This is a genomic window from Enterobacter cloacae complex sp. 277I4 (assembly GCF_050031465.1).
GTDB lineage: Bacteria > Pseudomonadota > Gammaproteobacteria > Enterobacterales > Enterobacteriaceae > Enterobacter > Enterobacter cloacae.
Genome location: NZ_JBLGWC010000001.1, coordinates 1,252,283 through 1,275,636 on the forward strand (window position 1 = coordinate 1,252,283; position 23,354 = coordinate 1,275,636).

Here is a 23,354-nt window from a genome sequence, read left to right on the forward strand (position 1 = left end):
CACCTACTTGATGATGAGTGAAGGTTTGCCGAGTTTTATTTGCGCGCCAGGTACATCCACGCCAGCTTCGATTTGGTGTTTGATAGCCAATTTGTCTGGCTTGATGCTCGTCTCGTATTCGACGAATTCAGGAGGAAGTGCGCTGGCATCTGTAATCTCTACTGACTTGGAAGGCGCGCGAACCGTTACCTGATGAATGCCTGCCTTCAGTGATTTCTTTCCTGCTGTTTCGAGGGAGGTGGCCACATAATCTTTCATGCTCGACACACGGTTTTCTGCGGCTTTTGCGCGCTCTGCAAGACGCTTGCTTTCTTCTTTCAGCGCCTCGGCATAAGCAGATTCGTTTTTGCAGACAGCAAGGATCTGCTCGACCTTTGCTTCCAGCTCCCACTCAATGCCATCAAGGGTGTCGGCTATCATTTCAGGCTCCATGCCTGAATCAGTCAGCTTTGCGAAATCATTGGCGATCTGGTAAAGAGCTGTCATTGCGTAACCTCTTCGAATTTTGCTTTGCACTTGGCATAGACGGCCTGAACCCCTTGTTGAAGCTGCATTCCGACCGTCATTTTGTAAGCTGCCTGGAAGTGAGTTTTGAGAGCATGCAAATTTTTCGCCTGCTTCATGTCCTCACATAGTGAATGGATGGTGTTGATAAGTTCCTGTTTTGCGTTTTCTTCCGACTGGATGATTTCGCTTTCAGGGGTGTAGGGCATAACTGGCTCCGTGTATATGCCTTCGCTCTCGTTGAGCACATCGACGGCATTATCCAGACGGTCAGCACGCGGCCAGTATTTATAGGCTCTCTTAACGATCGTCTTCCTGGCCATCTCAGACCAGAAGTTGACCCATGGGCCTTTTGGTGATGTTCCCGCTTTGCTCACTTTCCTGATTTCTTCTATCTCAGCGAGACTCATCTCTTCAGTGAGATAGTCGCCATCAGCGGTTTTAACAGTGCAGTAGCCACCGATAACGGCGCCGCGATCGTCAGGTGTAGCAAATGGGTTGTATTTGTGAGCTGGCGCCTTATCGAGACCCAGCGTCTCGTAGTCGTCGCCAGCATGAACGAGCTTGCACTGGCCCCACTTGATGACGCCAGCCGACTGGGCGATGTGCAGAAGGCCCATATAGCTGATATCAAGGCAGACCATACCGTCGCGCGGAACCAGATAAGCCAGTTTGCTTGCAGGGTTCAGGCTAATGCCGACAGCTGCAACGTTGATAATCGCGTTCTGGGCGCTGGTGGGGTTGGCAATCGCCGTTTCTGCCAACTTTTGATTGCGCTGGAATAACTGGATAGCGAACTGGCATTCCTTTGCCCATGTCAGAGACTGGTCGGTAAGGGCGCCGACAAATAGCGGTTCCTGCTCCTTAACGAACTGAATCAGATCGAAGCTCATAATCACTCCTTAAAACGGGCAGGTTGGATGAAGGCGATCCCACTCTTCTTCTGCGCGGTCGTAGCAAAGGCGAGTGATATAGTCGTTGTAATGCTCAAGTGCTTTATCACCGGTTAGCGCCAGGGTGGCTGCCGCTGGAAGGAAGAGGGAGCGCATTGAAAGTGGGTCTTTCGGGAACATGGCGATCAGTTCTTTCGCTCTGTCGTCGATCCACTTCTCTTTCTCGTCGGTGAGTTGCTGCTCAACCCAGCGCCGATCTTCGATGCGGTCGTAAGTGAGGTATGCGTTCATGGCTGAACTCCTGAAATTTGGATGTGCAGATCCCGCCCGCATTGAGCCAGGACGATCGGTTGAATAGGGGGTTAGTGCTGGATAGGGTTTCCGTGACCGTCCAGAAGGACGTCAATCACGCAGTCACTGAGGCGGATGATTTCTGCATCGGTGTGCAGGTACACCCATTTGCGCTCCTGAATGACTGCTGAGACGCGATAGGTGCGGCCTTCATGCAATGCCATCATGCCGGGCGTGACGCACTGGCGAATGAGCGGGGTGGTGCCGTAGTGATTGATCATACCTTCACCTCAACCTGTTCCAGGAGGCCAGCGATATGCATCTGCCAGCGGTTCAGCACCAGTTTTTCCCGCGGGTTTGCTACAGACGTCAGCTGCCACTCGTTATCGTTGAGCTTTTTGGCGGTATACTGCTTGCCGTTGTGGGTGACTGTCATGATGCCTCCAAGCCAATGGCATCAGAGATAATCTGGAGTTTCTCAACTGAAACACCTTTCCCGTTACCAACTGGCTTTTCCATCCAGTCGAGCGACACTAGTCGGCCGTCGTCGATAACACCGATATTGAAATCATCACAACCTGCTACTTCAAATCCGTGAGAAATTGCCACTTCCCGCTTATCAAATATTTCCAAATCTGAGGAATAACCAATGCCGTAACCGTGGTCGTTTGACCATGCGTGCTGCTGGATAACGATAAATTTTTGCATAATCACTCCGCCCGTAAGCTGGGCTGCTGAACGTTAATACAAGACTTCTGCGCTAATGGGCGGTGGATGGCCGCCGGTTGTCATAAATGGGCAGACTCGAAAATCTGCCTATGTATGGCCGATAAAAAAGCCGCTGGTTAGGCGGCTTTAGCTTCAATGTGATGAATCAGCTTCCAGTCGGCGCTGGTTGAAGAGTGCTGGTAGTAGTCCCAGCATTCATCGTCTGCTGTGCTGGCGTTACATGTTTCTGCGTAACTGATGGCTTCTTGCTCAGAACCAAAAACATAGTTTGAATACCGGCATTTGCCATCATCGTGGACAAACAAAACATCAAACCTTGGCTCGTCATAATCAGCAGAGATATCACGAACATTGAATCCCTTTAAAATCTCTTGTCCGCTACTTGTTTTCATTGCCTTACCCTCTGTCGTTACCCGCTGATGCGGGAGAAATGCTTTGGCGCTGGCTCCCAACAATGAAGCAGGGAAGGTCGTCGTCGCCTTGGTGAGCCATTACCTCACCAACTAGCTGATAACCGTCTGCCAGCCCAAAACATTCCACGGTGTGCCCCGGCATAATCCGGGGCTGAATGTTGGTTTTCAGTCGTCACTGTTACCTGTTACATAACTCCTCCGATACGGTGCGCCGCGTCGAAAAGGGTGGCAGCGGCTAGCCATTTAAACGTGATGCCCAGTCGGGCGTGAAAGATTCTGTGATTCAGCACAGCCCACTCAGCTTCGAATGGACTGGAATAAATCATTTTTCGCTTTGCCATAATTGCCGCTCTTCCTGAGCCCGCCTATGGTCCGACGCATGGTTTACTGTCGCGCCGTTCGACTGACCGAATCTCCACTTCGCCGCTGGCTAACTTCGCTCAGCTGTCGATGTTTCGTTTCGATGGATTAAAGATAACCTTAGTTATGAGTGATGGCAATAACCTAATTTATAATATTAATCACATAAGTTATAAATTAATGATAACTAAATGAATTTATTTTTGTAAATCATGAGTGCTATGCTTAAAAAAACAGCAGGAGGGATGTGCATGGTTCTGGATGAAGAGCGTATAAGCATGAAAATTCAGGCGATGGGGCGGGCGGTCATGGAGTTGTCACTGGCAGATTTACCTATGACCCAGCAAAACATCATCGACAAGCTGGAGCAGTACCGGAAGGAAACAGGAAACGTGACAGGGAAGGGTGTGAACAGGGATGCAGCTGAGATAGTGCGGAAAGGGCAATAAAAAAGCCCGCACGGGCGGGCAGGTAGTGTTGCGATAGTTATTGTTATCAGCTTCAGGCTGGATAGTTATCGGCAGAATGGCGGATAGCTTTATGGGTGGGCAATAAAAAACCCGGCTCGGTGGCCGGGTCTTTACAAATCTGATTTAAAAATCAGGCAGCTTTTTGTGAATGACTGATTCGAGCTTCAAAGTCGCGGCGTAGATTTTGAACGCGCTCTACACATCCGCGCATTTCAGCCAAAAGCTTACTTACGGTAGCATAGTCAAACTCTTTAGTCATTTTGATCCCCTCATTAAATATAAGGCTCTACATCAAGGGCTGCTATAGCTGCGCATAGTGCGTCAGGGTCATCAGCGTCGATGGCTTGAGCCAGGTCATTAGCCAGTGTTAGTAACTTGTCGATGTCAGCGATTTCGCCAGTTTTGTCCACGAGAAAGTGCGGCGCAAGGGCACAACACACATCTCGGAACATTCTCAATTCTGCGACAACATTTGAAAACGTTGGATCCTTCTTGCGAAGGTCTACCAGAGGTGCCACTTTAGCGGTTTTCAACATTGCGCTAATTTCGCCAATCATTGTTCCATGCAGGCGATTGAACTCATCAACAGCCTGATCGTGGAGGCGCTGATTGATTGGCAGTACGTTTTGGGTCACTAACTATACTCCTTATATAGGATCTCTCCAACCGTTTTTCAATGCGAATTGGACGATTTCCGCTCAATAAGCACGATTTAGCAATGAAATAATTGACTTTGAAAGGAAACATCTCTATATCGCGCGCACATGATATATATACACTTAAAATCGACTAAAAGAACACAAACTTTATGATGATTTTCATCAATCATATTGAATGATGACGGCTATCACACCAGCCGCAGCTTCGTCTCTAACCAAAAGTCTCTTCCGGCCACTGCTACAGTTTGTTGTAAGCTATCGATTCGTGAATAAGCGCTTTACCCATGATGTATAGCTGGTCCTGATTTTCTTCTGTCACATACCAATCTTTGTAAGCCGGATTATCTGAAAGCACGGCTAACTGCAGGCCCTGCATCTGCAGGCGCTTGACATGGAAGTGCTGCCCGAAGACAAATGCGTATACTCCGTCAACCTTGAAGTTCCTCACCGAAACGTCAAAGAACAGGCGATCTCCCGACTGAATCGTTGGGCACATGCTGTCACCGTCTACGGTCATCACCTTCACATCATTTTGAGTGCGGTTCCCGAAAAGAGATCTGGCATGCTCAGTTGTGAACTCAATAGCATGCAGGACCTCAACAAATTCAGAAATCATAAAAGACCCCGGACCAGCGCTTACTTTCAGGTCTAAAACATCAACCCGAAAGATATCAATTGTTTCCGAGACAGGTTGGGCCGCCGATGGCACATTACCATCAATCCGCATTTCCCCCACTCCAGAACTAAGCCATTCCGGCCTTACACCCAGAGCATGAGCTAGCTCGACCATCTTACGGCTGCCGCTCGTTTTACCTGACGTCATCTTTTGAATTGCAGGCTGGGATATACCGACTTTATCAGCCAACTGTCCTTGAGATATGTCAGCGGCCGACATAGCCGCGTTCAGTCGTTCTGCAAATGTTTTCATCTTATCAATATATAACCGAGGTTATGTAGAGTAAAATAACAAAGGTTATGGACAATACCCATAACTTGGGTTATCTTTTCATTAATCCAGTAATCGGATAGGTAAAATCCATGAACAAAGTTATTCAACGAGCTTTAGAAATCGTTGGCAGCCAGAAGCGACTCGCAGATATTTGCGGCGTTAGCCAGCCAGCGGTTCACAAGTGGCTTAAAGGTGGTTCCGTATCTCCGGAAAAAGTAACAGCCATCGTAAACGCTACTGGTGGCGAGATTAAGGCACACGAAATTCGACCTGATCTTCCCGACCTGTTTCCACACCCAGAGAACCATGCCGCCTGACCGGCGGCAATAACCAATTAATTCAGAGGAAGTATCGCAAATGGAAACCTTAACGACACGCAACAAAGCGGAGGCACGACGAATTGAGAGTTGGGTGCAGCGTCAAATCGCAGATCTGGGTACCGCCCGGATAGCCGAAGTAGCTGGCATCAACAAATCCACAGTCAGCCGGTGGCGGGAGAACCTGGTACCGAACATGTCGCTGCTGCTGGCCATCCTGATTTCTAACCGGGATGGAGTGAAGGGAGATTTTGAAGCATGAACGCAGAAAGGGCGAAAGCCGAGGTGCTGTAACACCAACGGCTTTCAGGTGGAATTAACTGGATCAATTCACAGGAGCAATTATGGCAAACACTGCCGAAGTAATCAATTTCCCTGTGCCTGACGTGGCACCTAAGGAGCCGCGCGTGGCAGATCTTGATGATGGCTATACGCGCATCGCCAATGAACTTCTGGAGGCTGTCATGCTGGCTGGATTGTCTCAGCATCAGCTGCTGGTCTTCATGGCAGTAATGCGCAAAACATACGGTTTCAACAAAAAGGCGGACTGGGTAAGCAATGATCAGTTATCTGCCCTGACCGGCATCCTCCCACACAAATGCTCTGCGGCTAAAAGTGCGTTAGTTAAGCGTGGGGTATTTACCCAAATCGGGCGAACTGTGGGGATTAACAAAGCGGTCAGCGAATGGGTGAAATTACCCAAATCAGGTAACGAAAATAAAGTTTACCTGAAAGAGGTAAATTTACCCGAATCAGGTAATAAATGTTTACCCGAATCAGGTAACGACACTTACCCAAATCAGGTAAACACAAAAGACAAACATACAAAAGACAATAAAGACAATATTAATAAACCCCCTAAATCCCCCAAGCCGGCTTCGTTCGATCCGGCTGGCGTTGAGCTTCCTGAATGGCTGTCAGTTTCAGTCTGGAAGTCATGGGTCGATTATCGTCGCGACCTGAAGAAACCGATCAAGTCTCAGCAGACGGTTACCCAGGCCATCAACCTGCTCGAGCGTTGCAAGTGCAGCGGATATCAGCCTGAAGAAATCATCAACCAGAGCATTGCGAACGGCTGGCAGGGATTGTTTGAGCCTAAGGGAGCCAAGCAGCCTTCCCGTACTCCGTCACGCGTATCTGAGAACTTCGCTGGCAAGGACTATGGCCAGACTGAAATTCCTGCATGGGCGAGGGACTAATCATGACGCTGGATGAAAAAATCAATCAACTTGAGAAACGCATTGCTGAGCTGAGCCAGCCGCCAGTTCAGCATGAAGATATCGAGCTAACTATCAGCACCGAGAACTGCGAAACGCATGGCCCCTTTGAATGCAGGACCAGGCATTTCTTAAACTCTGTCGTGAAAATTCCCCCGCGCCCAAGCTGCTGCCCTGAATGCCTCAAAGAGGAGTTAGGCCGCTTGCAGGCGGAAAGAATTAGCATCAACGAAGCAGCCCGCAAAAGAAACATCGAGCGCCTGCTGGACGGACTGAACATCCCGGCGCGCTTCGAAAACTGCACGCTGCAGAACTATGAGCCAGTGAACGACGACGCAAAACGCGCACTTAAGGTGTGCCAGGCATATGCAAGCCGTTGGCCAGAGCGTTTGCAGAAGGGTGGCGGTCTTGTGATGTGCGGCAAACCAGGTACCGGAAAGAATCACCTGGCACTGGCTATCGCACGGCATGCGATCACAGAACACCAGAGTTCTGCAGTGTTTACCACGGCGCTGAAAATTGCCCGTGAGTACAAGTCAACCTGGTCGAAAGGTTCAAGCCGCACTGAGGATGAGGTGATCCGTTACTTCACGAAACCTGATCTGCTGATTATCGACGAGGTCGGCGTGCAGTTCGGAAGCGACGCCGAGAAGTTGATCATGTTCGAAATCATCAACACCCGATATGAGCGGATGAAGCCGACCATCCTGATCAGCAACCAGACCAAAGAAGAACTGGCAGCATTCGTAAGTGAGCGCGTTATTGACCGCATGAGCGATGGCGGCGGGTGCACGCTGTCATTCACCTGGGATTCTTACCGTTCCAAGGGGGCAGCGTGAAAGCATGCAGCGATGACTATGTCGTTATCAACGAATATTCGAAAGGCGATGCAGCCTGGATAGAGCGCGTTGATACCGATGAAAAGCGAAAAGCACTTTACAAATCGAGTTGGGAAATAGCCGTAATCTCGCTCGCAATCGTTCGTGAATATGGGATCCGGAGGGTAGGCAATGACCATAACAATCCGTGAGCAGGTGCTGGCCGCCCTGCGCAATAACCCAGGCCTGAACAGCGTCAAGCTGGCCGAGCTTATCGGCATGGACACCAAAAAGATATCCGGGACGATTAGCACGCTGTTGGCCGATGGGCTGATCAGCTGCGAAGGAAAATACGGCCAGCGCCTTTACAGCCTTACCAGCTACGGAATTCGCTTCGCCCCGGACACGATACCAGGCATGAAGCATGGCAAGTCGAAGTTAATTCAGCGGACGGACACGAACGTGATCTGCCAGGAGTGCCGCAACAGCGCGGCGATGAGAAGAATTTTAAGCGTATACGGGGTGAGAGCATGAAAAATAATACACAGCCAGCACTGAAAGAACGAATCGAAAAGGCACTTGAAGACTTCACCAAAGGCCGCGCCAGCATGCATGTTCCTCCGCTTGATACCGATGTTGATGTGGTGCTGGCGGAATGCAGTGACCGATTATCAGAGCTTAAAGCCAGATGCGCGGCGCTGGCTGCGGAGAATGCGGGGCTGAAGGCTGCGTTTGACAAGCCTCAAGCCTATCTATCCTGGCACACTATCCCGCCAACATGGGAAGACCCTCTCCCGTGCGGTGAGTATCTTGATGTTCACGATGATGCTGGCCACAAGAATTCCGACGGTACTGATTGCTGGCCGGTATATGCCAAGCCAGAAATCAACACCCCGGCCACCGACGCTTTCCTGGCTGAAGTGAAGACTGAAGCACGCAAGGAGGGAGCTTACTTTGTGGCGAACAGAATGCTGGCTGCCTGGGAAGCTGGTTTTATTGATGATACTGCAAAGAACGCCGCGGATATTGCCAGGATGATTCTTACCTCTACTGAGTTTATGGCTAATGCGCCGGAAGGCGATTTTGACCGCTCATTCTCTGATGGCGTTCTCGAAGATATCGCCGCCCAGCTTCGCAAAGGAGGCAACCAGTGAGCGAGATTAATTACCAGGCTCTGCGTGAAGCGGCGGAGAAGGCGACGAAAGGCCGGTGGGCTGTTGAGTTCGACGATGAGATTTACTCCACTGACGGCGTGAACCATGAGCAAATAGCCATGGTATTCAGTGAAAACGAAGCGCGTGATGCTGCATTTATCGCCGCAGCCAACCCCGCCACCGTGCTGGCGCTGCTGGATGTGTTGGAAACCGCAGAGAAGCGAATCGCTGAACTGGAAGCGAAGCTCGATAGCGCAGATAAATTGCAAGATAGCGCATTTCGTCATGGTCTTCAGCATGGCTTCAGTTTAGGTCAAACGGATAATCAGGCTGGATTTGAAGAGTGCTTATCTGCCTATGGCACCGGTAAAGGAGAGTGAATGTGAAAAATTATCTCAGCAATTTAGCCAGCATGCTTCAGGGGATTGCAGGTGTCATTTCAGACGGCGAGCGGGTGCAGAAAGAGTGCCCTGCGCACTTAAAGTCAGCACTACTCGAGGCTTCTCACGCGCTAGATGGTCAATCGGTCAGGGTCAATTATCCGCCTAATGGAAAGCCTGAAATTGTTAATGCCCGCGGACACCATCGACCGCTTACCTTCCGGGAACGAGTGGCAATCCGCTTACTTGGTGGCAGGACGGAGATTCGCCCATGAGCACTATTACCAAAGAACTGGCAAAGCTGTTCAGAAAAATTACGAATTCTGAAATTGATGCGGAGGGTAACGCTCATGTTGTTTTATCTCCTGCTGATAGCCTCCTGATTAATAATGCGCGTATCGCGCTGGCATCGCTCGAAGTGGAGCCTGTGGCGTACATGTACAAAGACAATCTTCACGCTGATGCTCGGTTTAGCCTACATACAAGATTTGGCAACTGGTCTCAGGAAGATATCAACGAGTACGAAATTACAGAGATTCCACTCTACACCGCCCCGCCAGCACCGGTATCTGTGCCCGCTGCGATGGAAATGGATGATGACTTTGACAGCGCGTTTGAACACGGAAAAGCTGTCGGCTGGAACGCCTATCGCGCAGCCATGCTTCAGTCGTTCGGTAATTCCGAACAACTCAACTCTCCGGTGATTCCGGATGGTTGGGTGGCTTGCAGTGATCTGATGCCGGAGCAGTTTAAGGCCATCCTGGCATTCAATGAGTATGGAGAAGTTTGGTCTGGTGCGTATGACAGGTACTGGAATTTCTATTGCGATAATCTGTTAGTAGAGCATGTCACGCACTGGATGCCGCTGCCAGCAGCACCGCAGCAGGAGGCATGATGTACGACAAATATACTCTCAATCGCTGCGACGCAATGGAGTGGCTGGCTGAGCATTACCCAGTCTTTCCAGACAAGATGCCAGATGTGCCCCTAAAGGCTGACTGGTGTAGTGCCAACCTGTTTATGGGGTGGGGTTTCGTGATTTTGCTCGATGGCACCCTGGTGTTTGCTGACTGCCTATCGCCTCCAATCCGGGCGGAAGACATGGCAGGCTTCAAATTGCCCGATTTGGTGTAACTGCCATACAAGCGATATGGGAATCCCCATATCGACAGCCAGGGCCTCTCCGGAGGCCTTTTTCTCGCGTTGATTTTGTTGAATCAACCGTCCATACTATCTGTGCTGACGGCCTGAACAACCGTTAGCGACTTCTGCGCATTTAAGGGGACTTAAATGCGACCACAATCTGAACTCCTCACCTTGTCACAGATGCAGAAATGCACCTGCGATTTTCTGCATTCTGCGGTTTCCGTTAAGGAGGCCGTATGATTCTCCCAAAAGACGGCATAAAGCTACACCGTGGAAACCTTGGCGCAATTACTCAGCATCTGAAGCCACTTCTCGAAAACGGTGAGTGCTTCCGGCTCCAACTCAAAGACTGGCGCGAGAAGAGAAGCCTTTCACAAAATAGTCTGAGCCACGTTTGGTACAAGGAAATTAGCGACTACCTGATCAAGTCTGGGCGCACTGACGCCACGCCTGCATGGGTAAAGCGCAACCTCAAAAAGACCTATCTCGGTTATGAAGAGGTTGAATACACCGACTTCGTCACCGGAATTAAGACGATTGAATTAGAGCTGCGCCACACGTCCGATCTGGACACTGGCGACATGCACCATTTCATGTGCCAGGTAGAAGGCTGGTGCGCTCAGTTTGGCCTGGTGCTCACCATCCCTCAAAGCAGCGAGTTCCAGGTGCTGCGCGATAAGCAGGAGGCCTGATGTCTACTCCACTTTCCCGCGTCATCACAAACGAAATCTTCCGCGTTCCGGCGCGCCGTCAGCGTAAGCCCGCTGTTAAGCCGTCCGACATCCCGACCCTGAAAGACTACACCGCCAGTCTGGTGGATCAGAAATGGCTGCGACTCGCGGCGAGGAGAAAATCTGCATGAGCATGTATCAACGTATTAATGGCGCTGACTGGCGCAATATTTTCGTCGTCGGCGATCTGCATGGGTGCTACACGCTGCTGATGAATGAGCTCGGAAAAGTTTCGTTCGACCCGGCGCGTGATTTGCTGATTTCGGTTGGCGACCTTGTTGACCGCGGCGCGGAAAACGTCGAATGCCTGGATCTGATTACTATGCCGTGGTTCCGTGCTGTTCGTGGCAACCATGAGCAGATGATGCTCGATGCACTGGTAAACGGCGGAAGTTTCGGACATTGGATGTCAAACGGCGGTGGATGGTGGCACCAACTTGATTCTGAGCAGGATGTGCAACTCAAATACCTTCTGCCAAAGATTACCAATCTTCCGATGATTATCGAACTGATTACCGGCAATAAGAAGGTCGTCATCTGCCACGCAGACTACCCGCACAACGAATACGCATTCGATAAGCCAGTACCAGAAGAAATGGTGATCTGGAACCGTGAGCGGGTTAGCGACGCGCTGGACGGCATTGTCTCTGCAATAGCCGGTGCAGATCTGTTTATCTTCGGACACACCCCAGCGCGCCAGCCCCTGAAATATGCCAACCAGATGTACATCGACACCGGTGCCGTGTTCTGCGGAAAACTCACGCTGGTACAGGTTCAAGGTGGTGCCCATGCGTAAACCATCCCGCCGTAAGTGCAAAGTGTGCGGTGAATACTTCGTGCCGAAATTTCACGATATTCGGATCCGCTGGTGCTGCCCTGAGCACGGCGCAATCCTCGCGATGGAAGAACGTCAAAAGGAGAAGGTGAAAGCAGCCGCTAAGCGTATCAAGGAGCAGAAAGAAGCCGAGAAGGCCGGGCGCAAGCGCCGTAAGGCCAAGCGCGAGTCACTCAAGTCTAAATCTCAGTGGGATAAAGAGGCTCAGTCAGCTTTCAATCGCTACATCCGGATCCGCGATGAAGGTAAGCCATGTGTCAGTTGCGGCAATCCACTCATCGGCAAAAGCAATTACCTGACTGGCAGCGCCATTGATGCCAGCCATTACCGTTCACGCGGCGCTGCCTCACACCTCAAATTCAACGTGTTTAACGTCCACTCCGCTTGCACCCGCTGTAACCGGCAGTTGAGCGGTAATGCTGTTGAGTACCGGATCCGCCTGATTGATCGCATCGGCCTTGAGCGCGTAGAGCGGCTCGAAGCTGACAATGCCCCACGTCGGTTTGACGTTACCTACCTGAAGCGCGTGAAAGCAATTTTTTCCCGCAGGGCCAATGCACTGATGAAGCGCCGTCAAAAATTACAGGAGAGTGCAGCATGAAATGCAAAGTTGAAGGTTGTGATCGTGAATGCAAACACTACCCAGGGAAGGGTGTCTGTCAAATGCACTACTTCCGAATGATGCGCTACGGGACCTACGAACTCACAAAAAACGGTAAAGGGAAATTCAGGCATAAAAATGCGAAGGGATATCAAATGCTCAAAATTCCTGATCACCCACTATCAATGGCGAATGGTTGCGTATATGAGCACCGAAAAGTTGTTTACGACCGCTATGGAGAAACACTTCCACCATGCGAAAAATGCGGCAAGAAGGTCACATGGAAAACCGCGCATATTGATCACATCGATGAGGTTGTCGATAACAATGCGGACTCAAACCTTAGGGTGCTTTGCCGGGCGTGTAATGTCATGCGCTCTCGAGTGCATATCCCTGAGCACACAAAAAAAGGACGCACAGCCATAACTTTCAATGGCGAAACGAAAACCGCCACAGAATGGTCAAGGGATCCTCGCGTTTCAGTATCAGAAACATCCATCAAGCGTCGACTAAAAAATGGAATGAATGTAGAGGATGCGCTTTTTTCTCCCAAAGTAACCCACAGGCATACCAGGCCAAGAGGAAGAACACCTCTGTATGGTGAATATCGCGGACCAAAGCAGAAGGAGTCAGCATGAACCACACCGACTTCCTGCGGTACCAGGCAGAAAGCGTTAAGCGCGCTAGCCTGCCGCCAATAGCAAAGCACAGCCATACCAAAACCAATCAGCCACAGAAGGAAGCCGCATAATGAACCTCGAATCAATCGCTAAATACTTTGCGCCTAAATCACCGATGTTCAGTGACTCTCCTCGCGCAACCGCATCCGACAGTCTCACCGGCACTGACGTTATGGCTGCGCTTGGCATTGCTGGTCACAAGTGCGGGTTTGGTTTCGATCTTTACCTCTCGAAAATCGGCATTAGCAGCCCAGATATAGCACTGGAGAGACTCTATGAGCAGGCACGTAAGTTATCAGGTAAATTCAGAGCACTGTCTGAACTCGATGAATCAGCTCGGTCAGGCGTGCTTAAGGTTCTCTGCGCTTTTGCATACCAGGATTATTCAAGAAGTGCTGCCAGCACTCGAAAATGTGATTGCTGTGATGGTGGCGGATTTACAGAAGCACAAGTTTTTACCAACAAGGTCTCATATCCATGGGGGAAACCGCCGTACTGGTCGAAAATGTCGCGGGCCGTTCGCCCAAGCGATTGGGAGAGCTGGACGCAAGCGCGGGAGGTGGTGCGGGTTAAATGCCAGCCATGTAACGGAAAAGGCGTTATCAGCAATTCGTGTCGCTGCCATGGTAAAGGCAAGGTGCTGGACAAGGCAGAAAGCGATCGTCAGGGCGTGCCAGTGATGAAGGTCTGTGAACGATGTGGCGGGAGAGGGTATGCCAGGCTGAAATTCTCCACGGTTATTGAAGGTGTTAATACTATTGTGGAGATAAAGAAAACGGCTGCATATGAGCAGCTTCAGCCGCTTTTTGAAGAGTTGGTCGCCGAATGCCACAAACAGGAGTCTATGGCTGATTCTGTTCTCTCAAAAGTTACGAGATGAAAAATATTTTTCACTAAGCATAAAATATTTAGGAAATTACTATTGCATTTCGCGGAAAAACTGGATAGATTCATCTCTAACGCTGGGAATCCGTTCAGTCGTTCCGAAGCCAAAAAATTTCAAGCCCGAGGTTAACGCCTTGGGCTTTTTTATTTGCGGTACGCCGCACACCGAACCCACTACCTGGGACCCTTCGGCCCTAGAGCCGACATTGCCTTACCCTCACATTGCCAGCCTGTCGCTGGCTTTTTTATTTGCGATGTCCGGTTGTTGTTTCCTGGCATCCTTCCACTCTACACAAACAGCACCCCGTTCTTTCGGAGGTGATATGGCTAAACGTATGCAAGATAAAGAAAGCATTGCCGGAGTGTCATGGCTGATTGTCCTTGCTCTGTCATGCTGGGGCGGCCTGGTCCGATACCTTATTGACGTTAAGCAGAACAAAGCCACCTGGAGCTGGATCAACGCGCTGGCGCAAATTGCAGTGTCCGGCTTTACCGGACTCATTGGTGGCCTGATAAGCGTTGAAAGCGGGCTGAGTCTTTACATGATTCTGGTTACGTCTGGTATCAGCGGGGCGATGGGCTCTGTAGCACTGACGTACTTCTGGGAGCGTCTGACGGGGATGAAGAATGCAAACCAGTGAGAAAGGCATTGCCCTGATCAAGCAGTTCGAAGGCTGCAAGCTTACCGCGTACCAGGACAGCGTCGGTGTATGGACGATCGGCTATGGCTGGACTCTGCCTGTCGACGGGAAACCAATCCGCGCCGGGATGACGATTAAGCAGGAAACAGCAGAGCGCCTGCTGAAGACCGGACTGGTCAGCTATGAAAGCGACGTATCCCGCCTGGTTAAAGTCAGCCTGACTCAGTGGCAATTCGACGCCCTGGTATCGTTCACGTATAACCTCGGAGCCCGTTCACTGTCGACATCGACTCTTCTGCGAAAACTCAACGCCGGTGATTACGCTGGCGCAGCCGATGAGTTCCTGCGCTGGAATAAAGCTGGCGGTAAAGTCCTGAATGGGCTCACCCGTCGTCGGGAGGCAGAGCGGGCTCTGTTCCTGTCATGATTGGCGCACTGGTAAAGCGTTACTGGCTGCAGTTGCTGGTGCTGGCTGTAATTGGCTTACTGGCTTTCTTCGTGAACCACTACCGCGACAATGCCATCACCTACAAAGACCAGCGTGACAAAGCCACCAAGAATCTCAGCCTGGCTAACGCCACAATTAAAGACATGCAGACCCGCCAGCGAGATGTGGCTGCGCTGGATGCGAAATACACCGGAGAACTGGCTGATGCGAAAGAAACCATTGAGCGTCTGCATAGCGATGTCATTGCTGGCCGTAAGCGGCTGCAGCTCAACGCAAACTGTCCCGCGAACGGAGCGCCCGGCTCCGGCGGCCTGGGCGATGCTTCCGGCCCCCGACTTACTGACTCCGCTGAACGGGATTATTTCACCCTCAGAGAGCGAATCGTCACAGTGACGAAGCAGGTCGGATATTTGCAGGACTACATCAAAGATCAGTGCATGAAATAAAAATATTTTCGAGTGTTCATGTCTATTAATGGCTATTCAAACGTACTCATAGCTATTAATTGGATGGCTATATCTAATTGAAATTTAATGATTTACTCAAGACTCGCATCCGTGAGGCTTTTTATTTTGCGGTGACACCCCGCACTAAGAACTGCCGACCGAATCGGTAGAGCATGCTCCTGCGATAACTGCCAGATCCTGATTGGTTATCGCATGTTCGATGCAAATAAAACACACCGAACCCAACCTGTGAAATGAGCCTTTGGAGACGTCAGTTTAGTGCTGGCGAGCCTTCGGTGGGCTGGCGTTTCATTTCGGCAAAGGTTCATCTCAAAGAGTAGGTAAACGCTATGACATATCCAACTGTGATCGTGAATGGTGTATCTGTCCGAGTGGACGAGAAGGGGCGATATAGCCTGAATGACCTTCATGCCGCCGCCGTCCTGAAAGGCGAGGCTACTGAGTCACAAAAGCCGGGCAAGTTTATTCGTAGTGCATCAGTAAAGCGTTTCGTTCAGGCGCTGGCAGGCAAAGGACAAAAATGTCCTATGGAAGATAACCAGGCACTTAGAGTAATTCGCGGTGGTGACGAGCCCGGCGTATGGGCTGCAGAGCTACTCGCTATTCGATATGCCGCCTGGATTAAGCCGGAGTTTGAAATCCGCGTTTATGAAACCTTCCGCGAGGCTGTGCTCAACGGTCTTAGCAATATGAACCGACTCAACCGACTTGACCTGCTGATCGCCAATGAGACCAAAGAGGTCAGCGCATGTGCCCGGGCAATGAATAAGTGGGGCGTCGGTGGTCGCAAGAAGCTTCTCAATTGCGCTCGTGAGCGGATCGTCAGCCAGATGGACCCTGACATGGTCACGCTGATGGAAGCGAAAGCAGGGTAGCCAACGCAGAATTGCGTCGGCAAATAGCGGCATTACAGAAGCTCTTCACTGAGGGGCTTCGATAATGATCTGTGTAACCCCGCAAGGATGGTGATCACATCTTGCTGACGGGTAAGCCGTAAGTGGCTAAGCACTTCTGAGAAGCAGGGCAACAGCTGCGACAAGGCAAAGAGGTAATCATGTCCGACATCTACCAAATCACGCTAACCACCCAAACAGGCGAAACCTTCACGGGCAAGATGTCACGACGTCAGCCTGAGCTGGTTAACGGCTTCGTACCGCTGGCGACTGAGACAGGCGAGTGGCTGTATTTCGCACCTGCCGATGTAAAGCGCGTGGAGTTCACGCCGGTTCCTACCGAGGAAGAAATCAATGGCGATGTGCAGACTGTCAGCTGAAATCAAAAGCAGGTGGTGGGTTCCTGTCTACCTCAGGACGCTGACAGTGTTCTGCCTGATGATGCGTTGCGAGCCTGATTACCAAAAGGTGAGAAACTTCCTCGTCAAGCATGGCATTAGCCAGAAGCTGAAGTATGAGCCTGTAAAGAAATAACGGAGTAACGAATGAGCAAACCGGACTGGGAGGCCATCGAGACGGCGTACCGGGCCGGAGTGATGTCTCTCCGAGAAATAGCATCACAACAAGGTATCAGCGAAGGCGCTATCCGTAAGCGTGCCAAGCGTGATGACTGGTCGCGTGACCTCAATGCGAAGATTCAGCAAAAGGCTGACGATCTGGTACGCAAGCAGGAGGTACGCAGGACGGTACGCAACGAAAGCACTTTGACCGAACGCGTACTGATAGAGGCGACTGCCGAGGTGATTGCCACGGTACGCATGGAGCACCGGGGAGACATCCGCCGGGCTCGTGAACTGACAAACACGCTATTCGATGAACTTGGTGCGCAGTGCGCAGATGTAAGCGCGCTCGAGCAGTTGGGCGACATCATGTTTGACCCCGACGATAAAGGGCGGGACCGGCTTAATGAAATTTATCAGAAAGTGATCAGCCTGCCTTCCCGCGTTAAATCCATGAAAGACCTGAGCGACAGCCTGAAGACGCTGATTGGCCTCGAACGTGAGGCGTACAGCATCGAGAATAAGGCTGAAACGAAAGAGGTCACCCATAACGTCATGCTGGTGCCAACCAGTGACAACGTGGACGACTGGGAAGCGGCAGCGCAAAAACAACAGGACGGGGTGCTCGGTGGATGAATTACAAAGCTGTATGGAAGCCACTGCCTGGATCACAGTCTCTGGCGCTGAGTTGCCCGTGTAACGAAATCCTGTTCGAAGGCACTCGCGGCCCGGGTAAGACCGCTGCGCAGTTAGCCAGGTTCAGGCGCAATGTTGGCGTGGGCTATGGCTCGTTCTGGCGCGGTGTCATCTTCGATACCGAATATAAGAACCTGGCAGACATCATCACTCAGTCGAAGCGTATGTTTCGCCTGTTCAACGATGGTGCGCGATACCTGTCATCTGCGAGCGAATTGCGCTGGGTGTGGCCAACAGGTGAGGAGCTTCTCTTCCGCTTCGGCAAAGAGGCAGACGACTACTGGGATTTCCACGGGCAGGAGTTTCCGTTCATTGGCTTTAACGAGCTGACGAAACAGCAGTCCCCGGAATTCTACGAAATGATGTTCTCCTGCCGACGCTCATCGTTCAGGCCGGAAAACTACCCGCTGGAGAATGGCAAGTTACTGAGGCCAATCCCGCTGGAGACGTTCAGCACGACCAACCCGTTTGGCATCGGGCATACCTGGGTGAAGAAGCGATTCATTGAGCCAGCGCCGCGCGGAACCGTACAGCGTGACCGGCAAATGGTGTTCAACCCCCAGACAGAACGAGAAGAGGAAATCACGCTTACCCGCGTTGCCATCCACGGATCGTTCAAAGAGAACCCGTACCTCGACCCGCAGTACATCGCGACCCTGATGGCCATCAAAGACCCTAACCGACGCAAAGCGTGGGTAGAGGGTTCCTGGGATGTGACCAGCGGCGGGCGATTTGACCACCTTTGGAATGAATCGCTGCACGTCATTAAGCCGTTCCGCATACCGGATAGCTGGACCGTCGACCGCTCCCATGACTGGGGTGAGTCGAAGCCGTTCTCTAACCTCTGGTGGGCGCAGGCTGATGGTACTGCCGCCGAGCTGCCAGATGGTCGACAGTTCTGCCCGCCAGCCGGGTCGCTGATACTGATCGGCGAGTGGTACGGCTGCCCTCCTGACGAGCTGAACAAAGGCCTGAATATGTCATCCACCAACGTCGCCAAAGGCGTGGCGTGGATTGACAAGCGGCTGGTTGGCGAAGAAGCCGACGAGCCTGAAGAGATTCAAATCGACGGTGTCACGCAGGGCCAGCTAAACATTGTTCCGGGAATATGCTCGGAAGTTATTCCGGGCCCGGCTGATAGCGCCATTTTCAATACCGGTGACGATGAGTTATCGATCGGTCAGAAAATGGAAAATCAGGGTGTCGAATGGCTTGAGGCCAATAAGAAGCCTGGCTCGCGAGTAAACGGGGCCTCGGTATTCGCTGACATGCTTGAGGCTGTAGTTGAAGGTAAGAAGCTGGAATCTGGCATCCCTGAGAAGCCTGCCTTTTACGTTTTCGAGCACTGCCGCGGATGGATTAGCCGCATACCCGTGCTGGTTCGCGACAGCAAAAACCCGGACGACGTAGATACCCAGCAGGAAGACCACGACTGGGATGCAACCCGTTACCGCGTGCTGCACTCTCCTCGCCGTTTAGGGGCGATATTCTTCACATAAGGACAACTCAGTGAGTAACGATACAGAAATGCAAGTCCTCGCTGGGCTGATTGTGAATAGCCTCAACGAGGTATCGCGATCTCGACAGCTTTATGCGGCTGGCTTCAATAAATCAGGCAACACTAAGAGACATCATCTGTGGTGTGAATTTGGCTATCCTGAGCGCCTCGACTTTGACCATTTCTATAACATGTATGAGCGCAACGGTGCCGCGTTCGGCGCGGTGCATAAGTTGCTCGATGCATGCTGGACTGATACCCCGGTGATCGTCGACGGCGATGAGACGAAGAAGTCTAAAAAGTCGACGCCATGGGAAAAGAAAGTCACCAAGCTCATGAAGAAATACTGGGCCAAGGTGAAGGACGCTGATAGACGTAACCTTGTCGGTCACTACTCAGCCCTAATTCTTCAGTTTGCCGATAGTCGTGAATGGTCTGAGCCAGTTAATCGTGACGTAATGCGTAATTCGCGCGAGCGTGGCCTGGTGAAGATGATTCCTGCATGGGAATCGCAGGTAAAGCCTGGCGAATTAGAGCAGGATCAGAAGTCCCCTGATTACGCCATGCCGAAGTTTTATTATTTTCAGGAGCAACCTGTAGGGGACAACGGCAGTATTGTTGGTCCTATGCGCTCAATCAAAATTCATCCTGAGCGGATCATTATTTTTTGCGAGGGCTCAGAAGATGAATCCTCACTGGCTGGCATCCCGTTCTTGCGTGCAGGCTATAACGACCTGCTGGATATGGCTAAAACCTCCGGCGGCAGCGCTGAGGGGTTCCTGAAAAACGCCAGCAGGCAGCTCGGCATTAACATGTCGAAAGACACCAAGATTGACAAAATCATGGAGGATGCCAAGAAGGCTGGTTACTCGGGGCTGGCTGAGGCGCTTAACGCTGCTATCCAGAAGCTTAACTCTGGTACAGATTCGGCCCTGGTGACGCAGGACGGAGAGGCTAAAGTGCTTTCCGTTGCCGCTGCCGATCCGAGTCCAACGTGGACAGTGTCAGCTAACCAGTTTTCATCTTCAGTCCAGATGCCATTCACCATCTTGTTTGGCCAGCAGACAGGAAGGCTTGCTTCAGATCAGGACAAAAACGACTTTGCCAAGCGCTGTAATGGTCGCCGCAACGGGTTCCAGACTGACCGGGCAAGTTCAGTTATAGAACGGCTTTGGACTGTGGAGGTTATCGAACCACCTAAATCTGGCGAAATCACGTTAACCTGGTCTGATCTACTCGCTCCAAGCGAGAAAGAGAAGATTGCCAACATGAAGGAAATGGCTGCGGTGGCGAAGGATACCCAGCAAGCCTACGGCACACCTGCTGTTGATGAGAACGAGGTCAGGGAAGCGGGAGAACTTGAGCCGCGTGAAGATGTTAAGCCGCCTGACCCAAATAAAAAGGTAACGACCGATGATCCTCTTTCCGATGACTCCGGAGCAAAAGACGAAAGTCGGGACACCGGTAGTTCCTCGCAGTAAGGTTGACCCAACCCGATCGGCAAAGCAGGTAACCGCGATGTTCCGGGATATCGAGGAGCGATACCTCGGCATCAAGCGAGCGCTGAAAGCTCTGTTTGACCAGCGCCTGACCGGGCGAGAGCGAGAGGTAAACAGTCATAACTGGCACTTCCTCTGCCACAACCACGGCGAGGACATGCGGCTCTACCAGGTCAACGCCGGCAAGTTCATCTACGACATGTCGGCGCAGGAGCTTGCTGATCTGCTGGAAGCGGTGCAGAGCATTCTCGATGATTACCTGTTGGATGGTGGCGAGCAAAACCTCTGGGCGATGGATTACGTTGTCGCTGAGGCGCAGCGCGGCACGCTGGAGGCATTCAATAACCTCTCGCAGCAGTCGCAGGTATACGCCAGCCAGACGACGCTCCAGCAGCTTTTAAGCAGCCCCGGTTACCTTAACCAGATATCGGTGGCCAGGCTGACAACGTTCAGTGACTGGAAGGTCATCAGCGATACAGCCCGCGGCGACCTGACCAACATAATCACCGATGCGGTAGCGCGCGGCGTGAATCCTCGCGAGACGGCCAGCGTCATCAGCAAGCGCCTCGATGTGTCGATGTCGAAAGCAAAGAACATCGCTCAGACCGAGCAGGTCGGCGCGCTGCGGCAAGCCCAGTGGAATGAAACGGACTGGGCCGCCGACCGTCTTGGGCTGAATACCGGCCTGCTATGGCTGTCAGCGCTCAAGCCTACTACGCGCACCTGGCACGCCAGCCGACACGGCAAGGTCTACACCACCGAAGAGGTGCGGGACTTCTACGCTGAGAACGGCAACCGGTACAACTGCTATTGCAGCCAGATACCAGCGCTGCTTAACGACGACGGCAGCATATTCAACGAGGGGCTGGCGGATAAGCTAAAAAAAGAGAGGATAAGCTGGAAAGAAGGGGCATAATTACCGTTCATTCAGAGCGATAGAGGTAGTCATGCTTAACAAATATTTCGTAGCTTACCAAATCTTGAAAAATGGACAGGTCTACCTTACAGGATCGACAGTTGTAGCCGATCCTGAAGGATTGGAGCCGGATGTTTTCTTTATGAATACAGCAAAAGAAATAGCCAAACAAAGAATGGTAATGCCTGACGCAGTAATCATTACCGCATTCAATCGGGTAAATTAACTACAAGTAAGTTTCAGAGCAACCTAAACCATTAGCGACCCAGCCATAGCGCTGGGTTTTTATTGCCTGAAATCCACCAACGAGGACCCAGCATGAAACGCAACCGCGTTAACGTGCTGACCGTCGTCAACTCCGCTTCAAACATCACCACTGAAACCATCGACGGCAAGCCACATATCGTGGTTCGCGGCATCACGCCTGTCGTGGACGATATCGTGATGAACCGGAAGTTGTACCCGGCAGCAGAAATCGAAAAGGCCTACAACACGCTCGAGCATAATCCGATGCCGCTGGGTCACCCTAAAGTGGACGGCAAGCATGTATCGGCGCGAGATGTCCGGGCGGTGAACGAGTACCACGTCGGGGCCTGGCTACAGAACGTCAGCCACAAAGACGGGAAGGTGACGGGCGATATGTACGTTAACCGGCAGTACGCCGAATCCAGCGACAAGGGCAAGCGCCTGATTAACCGTCTGGATGAGATGCTGGCCGGTACCAACTCCGACCCGATCCACATCTCCACCGGCCTGTTGTACTCCGGCATTGCCGCCAACGGCGAATCGAAGGGCAAGAAGTACAACGAGATCGCCACCAACATGATGTTTGACCATGTGGCGGTGCTGCTTGATGAGCCGGGCGCCGGGACTCCGGAAGAGGGCGTTGGCATTTTCGTTAACTCGGAAGGTGATGAGCAACAGATCGAAGTTGCCCGCCTGGCTGATGGTATCGACTGCACCCGCGACGGCCTGCTCAACAAGACCAAATTTTTCTTCACCAATGCCTCCAACTTTTCTTTTGACGACATCTCCCGCGCCATCAGCGACAAGCTGCGCGAGGGTGACACCGAGGATAAGTGGCTTTGGCCTGAAACGGTGTGGCCGGAGAGCTTCATCTACCGCAATGACACCAAATACCTGAAGCAAAAGTACCTCATCGATGATGACGGCAAGGCCGTGTTCGTCGGCGACCCTGTAGAAGTCGTGCGCAAACCCACTGAGTACGAGATTAAAACCAACGGAGAGAACGATCCGATGAAAGAACTGATTATCAATGCGCTGCAAGCCGCTGGTAAGCCGACTGAAGGCAAGTCCGACGCCGAGCTGATGGACGCATACAACCAGATGAAGGCCGAAGAAGCCACCGCCAAGAAAAAAGGCGATGAAGAAATCGACCCTGAAACCGGCAAGCCCAAGAAAAAAGAGCAGGCCACCAACAGCGAAGAGATGCCAGCGTGGGCGAAGAAACTCGCCGATCGCGTGGACGTCGTTTTCAACAGCCTGAACGCGAACGCCGACAAAGAGAAAGGCGAAAAGCGCGCAGCTGTGAAGCTGGCGATGAACATGAGCGATGAAGAAGTCGCGGATCTGGACGGTAAGGCGCTCGACGCGATGTACGCCAAGTGCCAGACATCTTTCGGCCTGAACGGTGCATTCCGCCAGGCAACCAACACCCAATCAGTCAGCGAAATGCCGGAGTAA

The 23,354-nt window shown here is 51.8% G+C and carries 37 protein-coding genes; 27 read left to right on the forward strand and 10 right to left on the reverse strand.

Annotated elements, in window-relative coordinates; genetic code table 11:
• Nucleotides 1-3 precede the first annotated feature (3 nt).
• From ACQG19_RS05900 to ACQG19_RS05930, 7 genes are all read right to left on the reverse strand, one after another.
• A complete protein-coding gene (locus tag ACQG19_RS05900) occupies nucleotides 4-486 on the reverse strand; it encodes a siphovirus Gp157 family protein (protein WP_032105028.1) in 483 nt (160 codons plus the stop codon).
• On the reverse strand, nucleotides 483-1,397 hold the full coding sequence (locus ACQG19_RS05905; protein WP_426725833.1) for a recombinase RecT: 915 nt from the start codon (nucleotides 1,395-1,397) through the stop codon (nucleotides 483-485). The genes ACQG19_RS05900 and ACQG19_RS05905 overlap by 4 nt, the downstream gene beginning before the upstream one ends.
• Before the next feature lie 9 nt (nucleotides 1,398-1,406).
• The gene (gene gamL / locus ACQG19_RS05910; protein ID WP_182930923.1) at nucleotides 1,407-1,688 is read right to left on the reverse strand and encodes a host nuclease inhibitor GamL; all 282 of its coding nucleotides are present in this window, start codon (nucleotides 1,686-1,688) and stop codon (nucleotides 1,407-1,409) included.
• Nucleotides 1,689-1,759: 71 nt separating this feature from the next.
• Complete coding sequence (locus ACQG19_RS05915; RefSeq protein WP_000607101.1) at nucleotides 1,760-1,969, reverse strand: cell division protein FtsZ; 210 nt, start codon at nucleotides 1,967-1,969, stop codon at nucleotides 1,760-1,762.
• A complete protein-coding gene (locus ACQG19_RS05920; RefSeq protein WP_426725834.1) occupies nucleotides 1,966-2,124 on the reverse strand; it encodes a hypothetical protein in 159 nt (52 codons plus the stop codon). Before ACQG19_RS05920 ends, ACQG19_RS05915 begins: the two co-directional genes overlap by 4 nt.
• The gene (locus ACQG19_RS05925; RefSeq protein WP_201745548.1) at nucleotides 2,121-2,396 is read right to left on the reverse strand and encodes an antitoxin; all 276 of its coding nucleotides are present in this window, start codon (nucleotides 2,394-2,396) and stop codon (nucleotides 2,121-2,123) included. The genes ACQG19_RS05920 and ACQG19_RS05925 overlap by 4 nt, the downstream gene beginning before the upstream one ends.
• A 137-nt stretch (nucleotides 2,397-2,533) precedes the next feature.
• Nucleotides 2,534-2,809: a hypothetical protein gene (locus ACQG19_RS05930; RefSeq protein ID WP_155027295.1), complete on the reverse strand. Its 276-nt coding sequence runs from the start codon at nucleotides 2,807-2,809 to the stop codon at nucleotides 2,534-2,536.
• Nucleotides 2,810-3,441: 632 nt separating this feature from the next.
• Between ACQG19_RS05930 and ACQG19_RS05935 the strand changes: the two genes are divergently transcribed.
• Nucleotides 3,442-3,639 carry a hypothetical protein gene (locus tag ACQG19_RS05935; RefSeq protein ID WP_032619408.1) on the forward strand — a complete coding sequence of 66 codons (198 nt, stop codon included), beginning with the start codon at nucleotides 3,442-3,444 and terminating at the stop codon, nucleotides 3,637-3,639.
• 151 nt (nucleotides 3,640-3,790) lie between these two features.
• On the opposite strand, the gene ACQG19_RS05940 is transcribed toward ACQG19_RS05935, so the two are convergent.
• The 3 genes from ACQG19_RS05940 to ACQG19_RS05950 all read right to left on the reverse strand — a co-directional run bounded on the left by ACQG19_RS05940 (nucleotide 3,791) and on the right by ACQG19_RS05950 (nucleotide 5,247).
• The gene (locus tag ACQG19_RS05940; protein WP_255309986.1) at nucleotides 3,791-3,919 is read right to left on the reverse strand and encodes a hypothetical protein; all 129 of its coding nucleotides are present in this window, start codon (nucleotides 3,917-3,919) and stop codon (nucleotides 3,791-3,793) included.
• A 13-nt stretch (nucleotides 3,920-3,932) separates the two neighbouring features.
• Nucleotides 3,933-4,295, reverse strand: a complete 363-nt coding sequence (locus ACQG19_RS05945) for a hypothetical protein (RefSeq protein ID WP_023294194.1) — start codon at nucleotides 4,293-4,295, stop codon at nucleotides 3,933-3,935.
• 262 nt (nucleotides 4,296-4,557) lie between these two features.
• Nucleotides 4,558-5,247 (reverse strand): XRE family transcriptional regulator, encoded by a 690-nt coding sequence (locus ACQG19_RS05950; protein ID WP_426725835.1) that lies wholly within the window; start codon nucleotides 5,245-5,247, stop codon nucleotides 4,558-4,560.
• A gap of 110 nt (nucleotides 5,248-5,357) precedes the next feature.
• Between ACQG19_RS05950 and ACQG19_RS05955 the strand changes: the two genes are divergently transcribed.
• From ACQG19_RS05955 to ACQG19_RS06080, 26 genes are all read left to right on the forward strand, one after another.
• Nucleotides 5,358-5,585, forward strand: coding sequence for a transcriptional regulator (locus ACQG19_RS05955; protein WP_426725836.1), 228 nt, complete (start codon nucleotides 5,358-5,360; stop codon nucleotides 5,583-5,585).
• A 40-nt stretch (nucleotides 5,586-5,625) separates the two neighbouring features.
• Nucleotides 5,626-5,847: a CII family transcriptional regulator gene (locus ACQG19_RS05960; RefSeq protein WP_000449472.1), complete on the forward strand. Its 222-nt coding sequence runs from the start codon at nucleotides 5,626-5,628 to the stop codon at nucleotides 5,845-5,847.
• A gap of 82 nt (nucleotides 5,848-5,929) precedes the next feature.
• Nucleotides 5,930-6,784: a replication protein gene (locus ACQG19_RS05965; protein ID WP_426725837.1), complete on the forward strand. Its 855-nt coding sequence runs from the start codon at nucleotides 5,930-5,932 to the stop codon at nucleotides 6,782-6,784.
• Entirely contained in the window at nucleotides 6,769-7,641 is an 873-nt protein-coding gene (locus ACQG19_RS05970; protein ID WP_139963545.1) for an ATP-binding protein, read from the forward strand. The genes ACQG19_RS05965 and ACQG19_RS05970 overlap by 16 nt, the downstream gene beginning before the upstream one ends.
• Nucleotides 7,642-7,812: 171 nt before the next feature.
• Nucleotides 7,813-8,154: a winged helix-turn-helix transcriptional regulator gene (locus ACQG19_RS05975; protein ID WP_426725838.1), complete on the forward strand. Its 342-nt coding sequence runs from the start codon at nucleotides 7,813-7,815 to the stop codon at nucleotides 8,152-8,154.
• A gap of 74 nt (nucleotides 8,155-8,228) precedes the next feature.
• On the forward strand, nucleotides 8,229-8,774 hold the full coding sequence (locus ACQG19_RS05980; protein ID WP_420792525.1) for a hypothetical protein: 546 nt from the start codon (nucleotides 8,229-8,231) through the stop codon (nucleotides 8,772-8,774).
• Entirely contained in the window at nucleotides 8,771-9,154 is a 384-nt protein-coding gene (locus ACQG19_RS05985) for an ead/Ea22-like family protein (protein WP_426725839.1), read from the forward strand. Before ACQG19_RS05980 ends, ACQG19_RS05985 begins: the two co-directional genes overlap by 4 nt.
• A 271-nt stretch (nucleotides 9,155-9,425) precedes the next feature.
• Nucleotides 9,426-10,049 carry a DUF551 domain-containing protein gene (locus ACQG19_RS05990; RefSeq protein WP_426725840.1) on the forward strand — a complete coding sequence of 208 codons (624 nt, stop codon included), beginning with the start codon at nucleotides 9,426-9,428 and terminating at the stop codon, nucleotides 10,047-10,049.
• On the forward strand, nucleotides 10,046-10,288 hold the full coding sequence (locus ACQG19_RS05995; RefSeq protein WP_125387033.1) for a hypothetical protein: 243 nt from the start codon (nucleotides 10,046-10,048) through the stop codon (nucleotides 10,286-10,288). The genes ACQG19_RS05990 and ACQG19_RS05995 overlap by 4 nt, the downstream gene beginning before the upstream one ends.
• 248 nt (nucleotides 10,289-10,536) lie before the next feature.
• The gene (locus tag ACQG19_RS06000) at nucleotides 10,537-10,992 is read left to right on the forward strand and encodes a YbcN family protein (protein ID WP_017383033.1); all 456 of its coding nucleotides are present in this window, start codon (nucleotides 10,537-10,539) and stop codon (nucleotides 10,990-10,992) included.
• Entirely contained in the window at nucleotides 10,992-11,162 is a 171-nt protein-coding gene (locus ACQG19_RS06005; RefSeq protein WP_426725841.1) for a NinE family protein, read from the forward strand. Before ACQG19_RS06000 ends, ACQG19_RS06005 begins: the two co-directional genes overlap by 1 nt.
• Complete coding sequence (locus ACQG19_RS06010) at nucleotides 11,159-11,827, forward strand: serine/threonine protein phosphatase (protein ID WP_426725842.1); 669 nt, start codon at nucleotides 11,159-11,161, stop codon at nucleotides 11,825-11,827. The genes ACQG19_RS06005 and ACQG19_RS06010 overlap by 4 nt, the downstream gene beginning before the upstream one ends.
• Nucleotides 11,820-12,467 carry a recombination protein NinG gene (locus ACQG19_RS06015; protein WP_426725843.1) on the forward strand — a complete coding sequence of 216 codons (648 nt, stop codon included), beginning with the start codon at nucleotides 11,820-11,822 and terminating at the stop codon, nucleotides 12,465-12,467. Before ACQG19_RS06010 ends, ACQG19_RS06015 begins: the two co-directional genes overlap by 8 nt.
• Nucleotides 12,464-13,105, forward strand: coding sequence for an HNH endonuclease signature motif containing protein (locus tag ACQG19_RS06020; protein WP_200448562.1), 642 nt, complete (start codon nucleotides 12,464-12,466; stop codon nucleotides 13,103-13,105). The genes ACQG19_RS06015 and ACQG19_RS06020 overlap by 4 nt, the downstream gene beginning before the upstream one ends.
• Before the next feature lie 112 nt (nucleotides 13,106-13,217).
• Nucleotides 13,218-14,027 carry an antitermination protein gene (locus ACQG19_RS06025; RefSeq protein ID WP_426725844.1) on the forward strand — a complete coding sequence of 270 codons (810 nt, stop codon included), beginning with the start codon at nucleotides 13,218-13,220 and terminating at the stop codon, nucleotides 14,025-14,027.
• A 340-nt stretch (nucleotides 14,028-14,367) separates the two neighbouring features.
• Nucleotides 14,368-14,673, forward strand: coding sequence for a phage holin family protein (locus ACQG19_RS06030; protein ID WP_122008274.1), 306 nt, complete (start codon nucleotides 14,368-14,370; stop codon nucleotides 14,671-14,673).
• Nucleotides 14,660-15,100 (forward strand): lysozyme, encoded by a 441-nt coding sequence (locus ACQG19_RS06035; RefSeq protein ID WP_350362785.1) that lies wholly within the window; start codon nucleotides 14,660-14,662, stop codon nucleotides 15,098-15,100. The genes ACQG19_RS06030 and ACQG19_RS06035 overlap by 14 nt, the downstream gene beginning before the upstream one ends.
• A complete protein-coding gene (locus ACQG19_RS06040; protein WP_350362784.1) occupies nucleotides 15,097-15,567 on the forward strand; it encodes a lysis protein in 471 nt (156 codons plus the stop codon). Before ACQG19_RS06035 ends, ACQG19_RS06040 begins: the two co-directional genes overlap by 4 nt.
• 350 nt (nucleotides 15,568-15,917) lie before the next feature.
• A complete protein-coding gene (locus tag ACQG19_RS06045; protein WP_032634763.1) occupies nucleotides 15,918-16,463 on the forward strand; it encodes a KilA-N domain-containing protein in 546 nt (181 codons plus the stop codon).
• A gap of 179 nt (nucleotides 16,464-16,642) precedes the next feature.
• Nucleotides 16,643-16,861, forward strand: a complete 219-nt coding sequence (locus tag ACQG19_RS06050) for a hypothetical protein (protein ID WP_106105990.1) — start codon at nucleotides 16,643-16,645, stop codon at nucleotides 16,859-16,861.
• 165 nt (nucleotides 16,862-17,026) lie between these two features.
• Entirely contained in the window at nucleotides 17,027-17,677 is a 651-nt protein-coding gene (locus tag ACQG19_RS06055; RefSeq protein ID WP_426725845.1) for a hypothetical protein, read from the forward strand.
• Nucleotides 17,674-19,236, forward strand: coding sequence for a terminase (locus tag ACQG19_RS06060; RefSeq protein WP_426725846.1), 1,563 nt, complete (start codon nucleotides 17,674-17,676; stop codon nucleotides 19,234-19,236). Before ACQG19_RS06055 ends, ACQG19_RS06060 begins: the two co-directional genes overlap by 4 nt.
• A gap of 28 nt (nucleotides 19,237-19,264) precedes the next feature.
• A complete protein-coding gene (locus ACQG19_RS06065) occupies nucleotides 19,265-20,716 on the forward strand; it encodes a DUF1073 domain-containing protein (protein WP_335264833.1) in 1,452 nt (483 codons plus the stop codon).
• On the forward strand, nucleotides 20,649-21,650 hold the full coding sequence (locus ACQG19_RS06070) for a phage minor head protein (protein ID WP_426725847.1): 1,002 nt from the start codon (nucleotides 20,649-20,651) through the stop codon (nucleotides 21,648-21,650). Before ACQG19_RS06065 ends, ACQG19_RS06070 begins: the two co-directional genes overlap by 68 nt.
• 31 nt (nucleotides 21,651-21,681) lie before the next feature.
• Nucleotides 21,682-21,876, forward strand: coding sequence for a hypothetical protein (locus ACQG19_RS06075; protein WP_044704353.1), 195 nt, complete (start codon nucleotides 21,682-21,684; stop codon nucleotides 21,874-21,876).
• 92 nt (nucleotides 21,877-21,968) lie between these two features.
• Nucleotides 21,969-23,354 (forward strand): DUF2213 domain-containing protein, encoded by a 1,386-nt coding sequence (locus tag ACQG19_RS06080; protein WP_426725848.1) that lies wholly within the window; start codon nucleotides 21,969-21,971, stop codon nucleotides 23,352-23,354.

Bases quoted from the DNA above. Each gene is read 5' to 3' on its own strand.
- ACQG19_RS05900 (WP_032105028.1), bottom strand. From the start codon at position 486: ATGACAGCTCTTTACCAGATCGCCAATGATTTCGCAAAGCTGACTGAT.
- ACQG19_RS05905 (WP_426725833.1), bottom strand. From the start codon at position 1,397: ATGAGCTTCGATCTGATTCAGTTCGTTAAGGAGCAGGAACCGCTATTT.
- gamL (WP_182930923.1), bottom strand. From the start codon at position 1,688: ATGAACGCATACCTCACTTACGACCGCATCGAAGATCGGCGCTGGGTT.
- ACQG19_RS05915 (WP_000607101.1), bottom strand. From the start codon at position 1,969: ATGATCAATCACTACGGCACCACCCCGCTCATTCGCCAGTGCGTCACG.
- ACQG19_RS05920 (WP_426725834.1), bottom strand. From the start codon at position 2,124: ATGACAGTCACCCACAACGGCAAGCAGTATACCGCCAAAAAGCTCAAC.
- ACQG19_RS05925 (WP_201745548.1), bottom strand. From the start codon at position 2,396: ATGCAAAAATTTATCGTTATCCAGCAGCACGCATGGTCAAACGACCAC.
- ACQG19_RS05930 (WP_155027295.1), bottom strand. From the start codon at position 2,809: ATGAAAACAAGTAGCGGACAAGAGATTTTAAAGGGATTCAATGTTCGT.
- ACQG19_RS05935 (WP_032619408.1), top strand. From the start codon at position 3,442: ATGGTTCTGGATGAAGAGCGTATAAGCATGAAAATTCAGGCGATGGGG.
- ACQG19_RS05940 (WP_255309986.1), bottom strand. From the start codon at position 3,919: ATGACTAAAGAGTTTGACTATGCTACCGTAAGTAAGCTTTTGGCTGAA.
- ACQG19_RS05950 (WP_426725835.1), bottom strand. From the start codon at position 5,247: ATGAAAACATTTGCAGAACGACTGAACGCGGCTATGTCGGCCGCTGAC.
- ACQG19_RS05955 (WP_426725836.1), top strand. From the start codon at position 5,358: ATGAACAAAGTTATTCAACGAGCTTTAGAAATCGTTGGCAGCCAGAAG.
- ACQG19_RS05960 (WP_000449472.1), top strand. From the start codon at position 5,626: ATGGAAACCTTAACGACACGCAACAAAGCGGAGGCACGACGAATTGAG.
- ACQG19_RS05965 (WP_426725837.1), top strand. From the start codon at position 5,930: ATGGCAAACACTGCCGAAGTAATCAATTTCCCTGTGCCTGACGTGGCA.
- ACQG19_RS05970 (WP_139963545.1), top strand. From the start codon at position 6,769: ATGGGCGAGGGACTAATCATGACGCTGGATGAAAAAATCAATCAACTT.
- ACQG19_RS05975 (WP_426725838.1), top strand. From the start codon at position 7,813: ATGACCATAACAATCCGTGAGCAGGTGCTGGCCGCCCTGCGCAATAAC.
- ACQG19_RS05980 (WP_420792525.1), top strand. From the start codon at position 8,229: ATGCATGTTCCTCCGCTTGATACCGATGTTGATGTGGTGCTGGCGGAA.
- ACQG19_RS05990 (WP_426725840.1), top strand. From the start codon at position 9,426: ATGAGCACTATTACCAAAGAACTGGCAAAGCTGTTCAGAAAAATTACG.
- ACQG19_RS05995 (WP_125387033.1), top strand. From the start codon at position 10,046: ATGATGTACGACAAATATACTCTCAATCGCTGCGACGCAATGGAGTGG.
- ACQG19_RS06000 (WP_017383033.1), top strand. From the start codon at position 10,537: ATGATTCTCCCAAAAGACGGCATAAAGCTACACCGTGGAAACCTTGGC.
- ACQG19_RS06005 (WP_426725841.1), top strand. From the start codon at position 10,992: ATGTCTACTCCACTTTCCCGCGTCATCACAAACGAAATCTTCCGCGTT.
- ACQG19_RS06010 (WP_426725842.1), top strand. From the start codon at position 11,159: ATGAGCATGTATCAACGTATTAATGGCGCTGACTGGCGCAATATTTTC.
- ACQG19_RS06015 (WP_426725843.1), top strand. From the start codon at position 11,820: ATGCGTAAACCATCCCGCCGTAAGTGCAAAGTGTGCGGTGAATACTTC.
- ACQG19_RS06020 (WP_200448562.1), top strand. From the start codon at position 12,464: ATGAAATGCAAAGTTGAAGGTTGTGATCGTGAATGCAAACACTACCCA.
- ACQG19_RS06025 (WP_426725844.1), top strand. From the start codon at position 13,218: ATGAACCTCGAATCAATCGCTAAATACTTTGCGCCTAAATCACCGATG.
- ACQG19_RS06030 (WP_122008274.1), top strand. From the start codon at position 14,368: ATGCAAGATAAAGAAAGCATTGCCGGAGTGTCATGGCTGATTGTCCTT.
- ACQG19_RS06035 (WP_350362785.1), top strand. From the start codon at position 14,660: ATGCAAACCAGTGAGAAAGGCATTGCCCTGATCAAGCAGTTCGAAGGC.
- ACQG19_RS06040 (WP_350362784.1), top strand. From the start codon at position 15,097: ATGATTGGCGCACTGGTAAAGCGTTACTGGCTGCAGTTGCTGGTGCTG.
- ACQG19_RS06045 (WP_032634763.1), top strand. From the start codon at position 15,918: ATGACATATCCAACTGTGATCGTGAATGGTGTATCTGTCCGAGTGGAC.
- ACQG19_RS06050 (WP_106105990.1), top strand. From the start codon at position 16,643: ATGTCCGACATCTACCAAATCACGCTAACCACCCAAACAGGCGAAACC.
- ACQG19_RS06055 (WP_426725845.1), top strand. From the start codon at position 17,027: ATGAGCAAACCGGACTGGGAGGCCATCGAGACGGCGTACCGGGCCGGA.
- ACQG19_RS06060 (WP_426725846.1), top strand. From the start codon at position 17,674: ATGAATTACAAAGCTGTATGGAAGCCACTGCCTGGATCACAGTCTCTG.
- ACQG19_RS06065 (WP_335264833.1), top strand. From the start codon at position 19,265: ATGCAAGTCCTCGCTGGGCTGATTGTGAATAGCCTCAACGAGGTATCG.
- ACQG19_RS06070 (WP_426725847.1), top strand. From the start codon at position 20,649: ATGATCCTCTTTCCGATGACTCCGGAGCAAAAGACGAAAGTCGGGACA.
- ACQG19_RS06075 (WP_044704353.1), top strand. From the start codon at position 21,682: ATGCTTAACAAATATTTCGTAGCTTACCAAATCTTGAAAAATGGACAG.
- ACQG19_RS06080 (WP_426725848.1), top strand. From the start codon at position 21,969: ATGAAACGCAACCGCGTTAACGTGCTGACCGTCGTCAACTCCGCTTCA.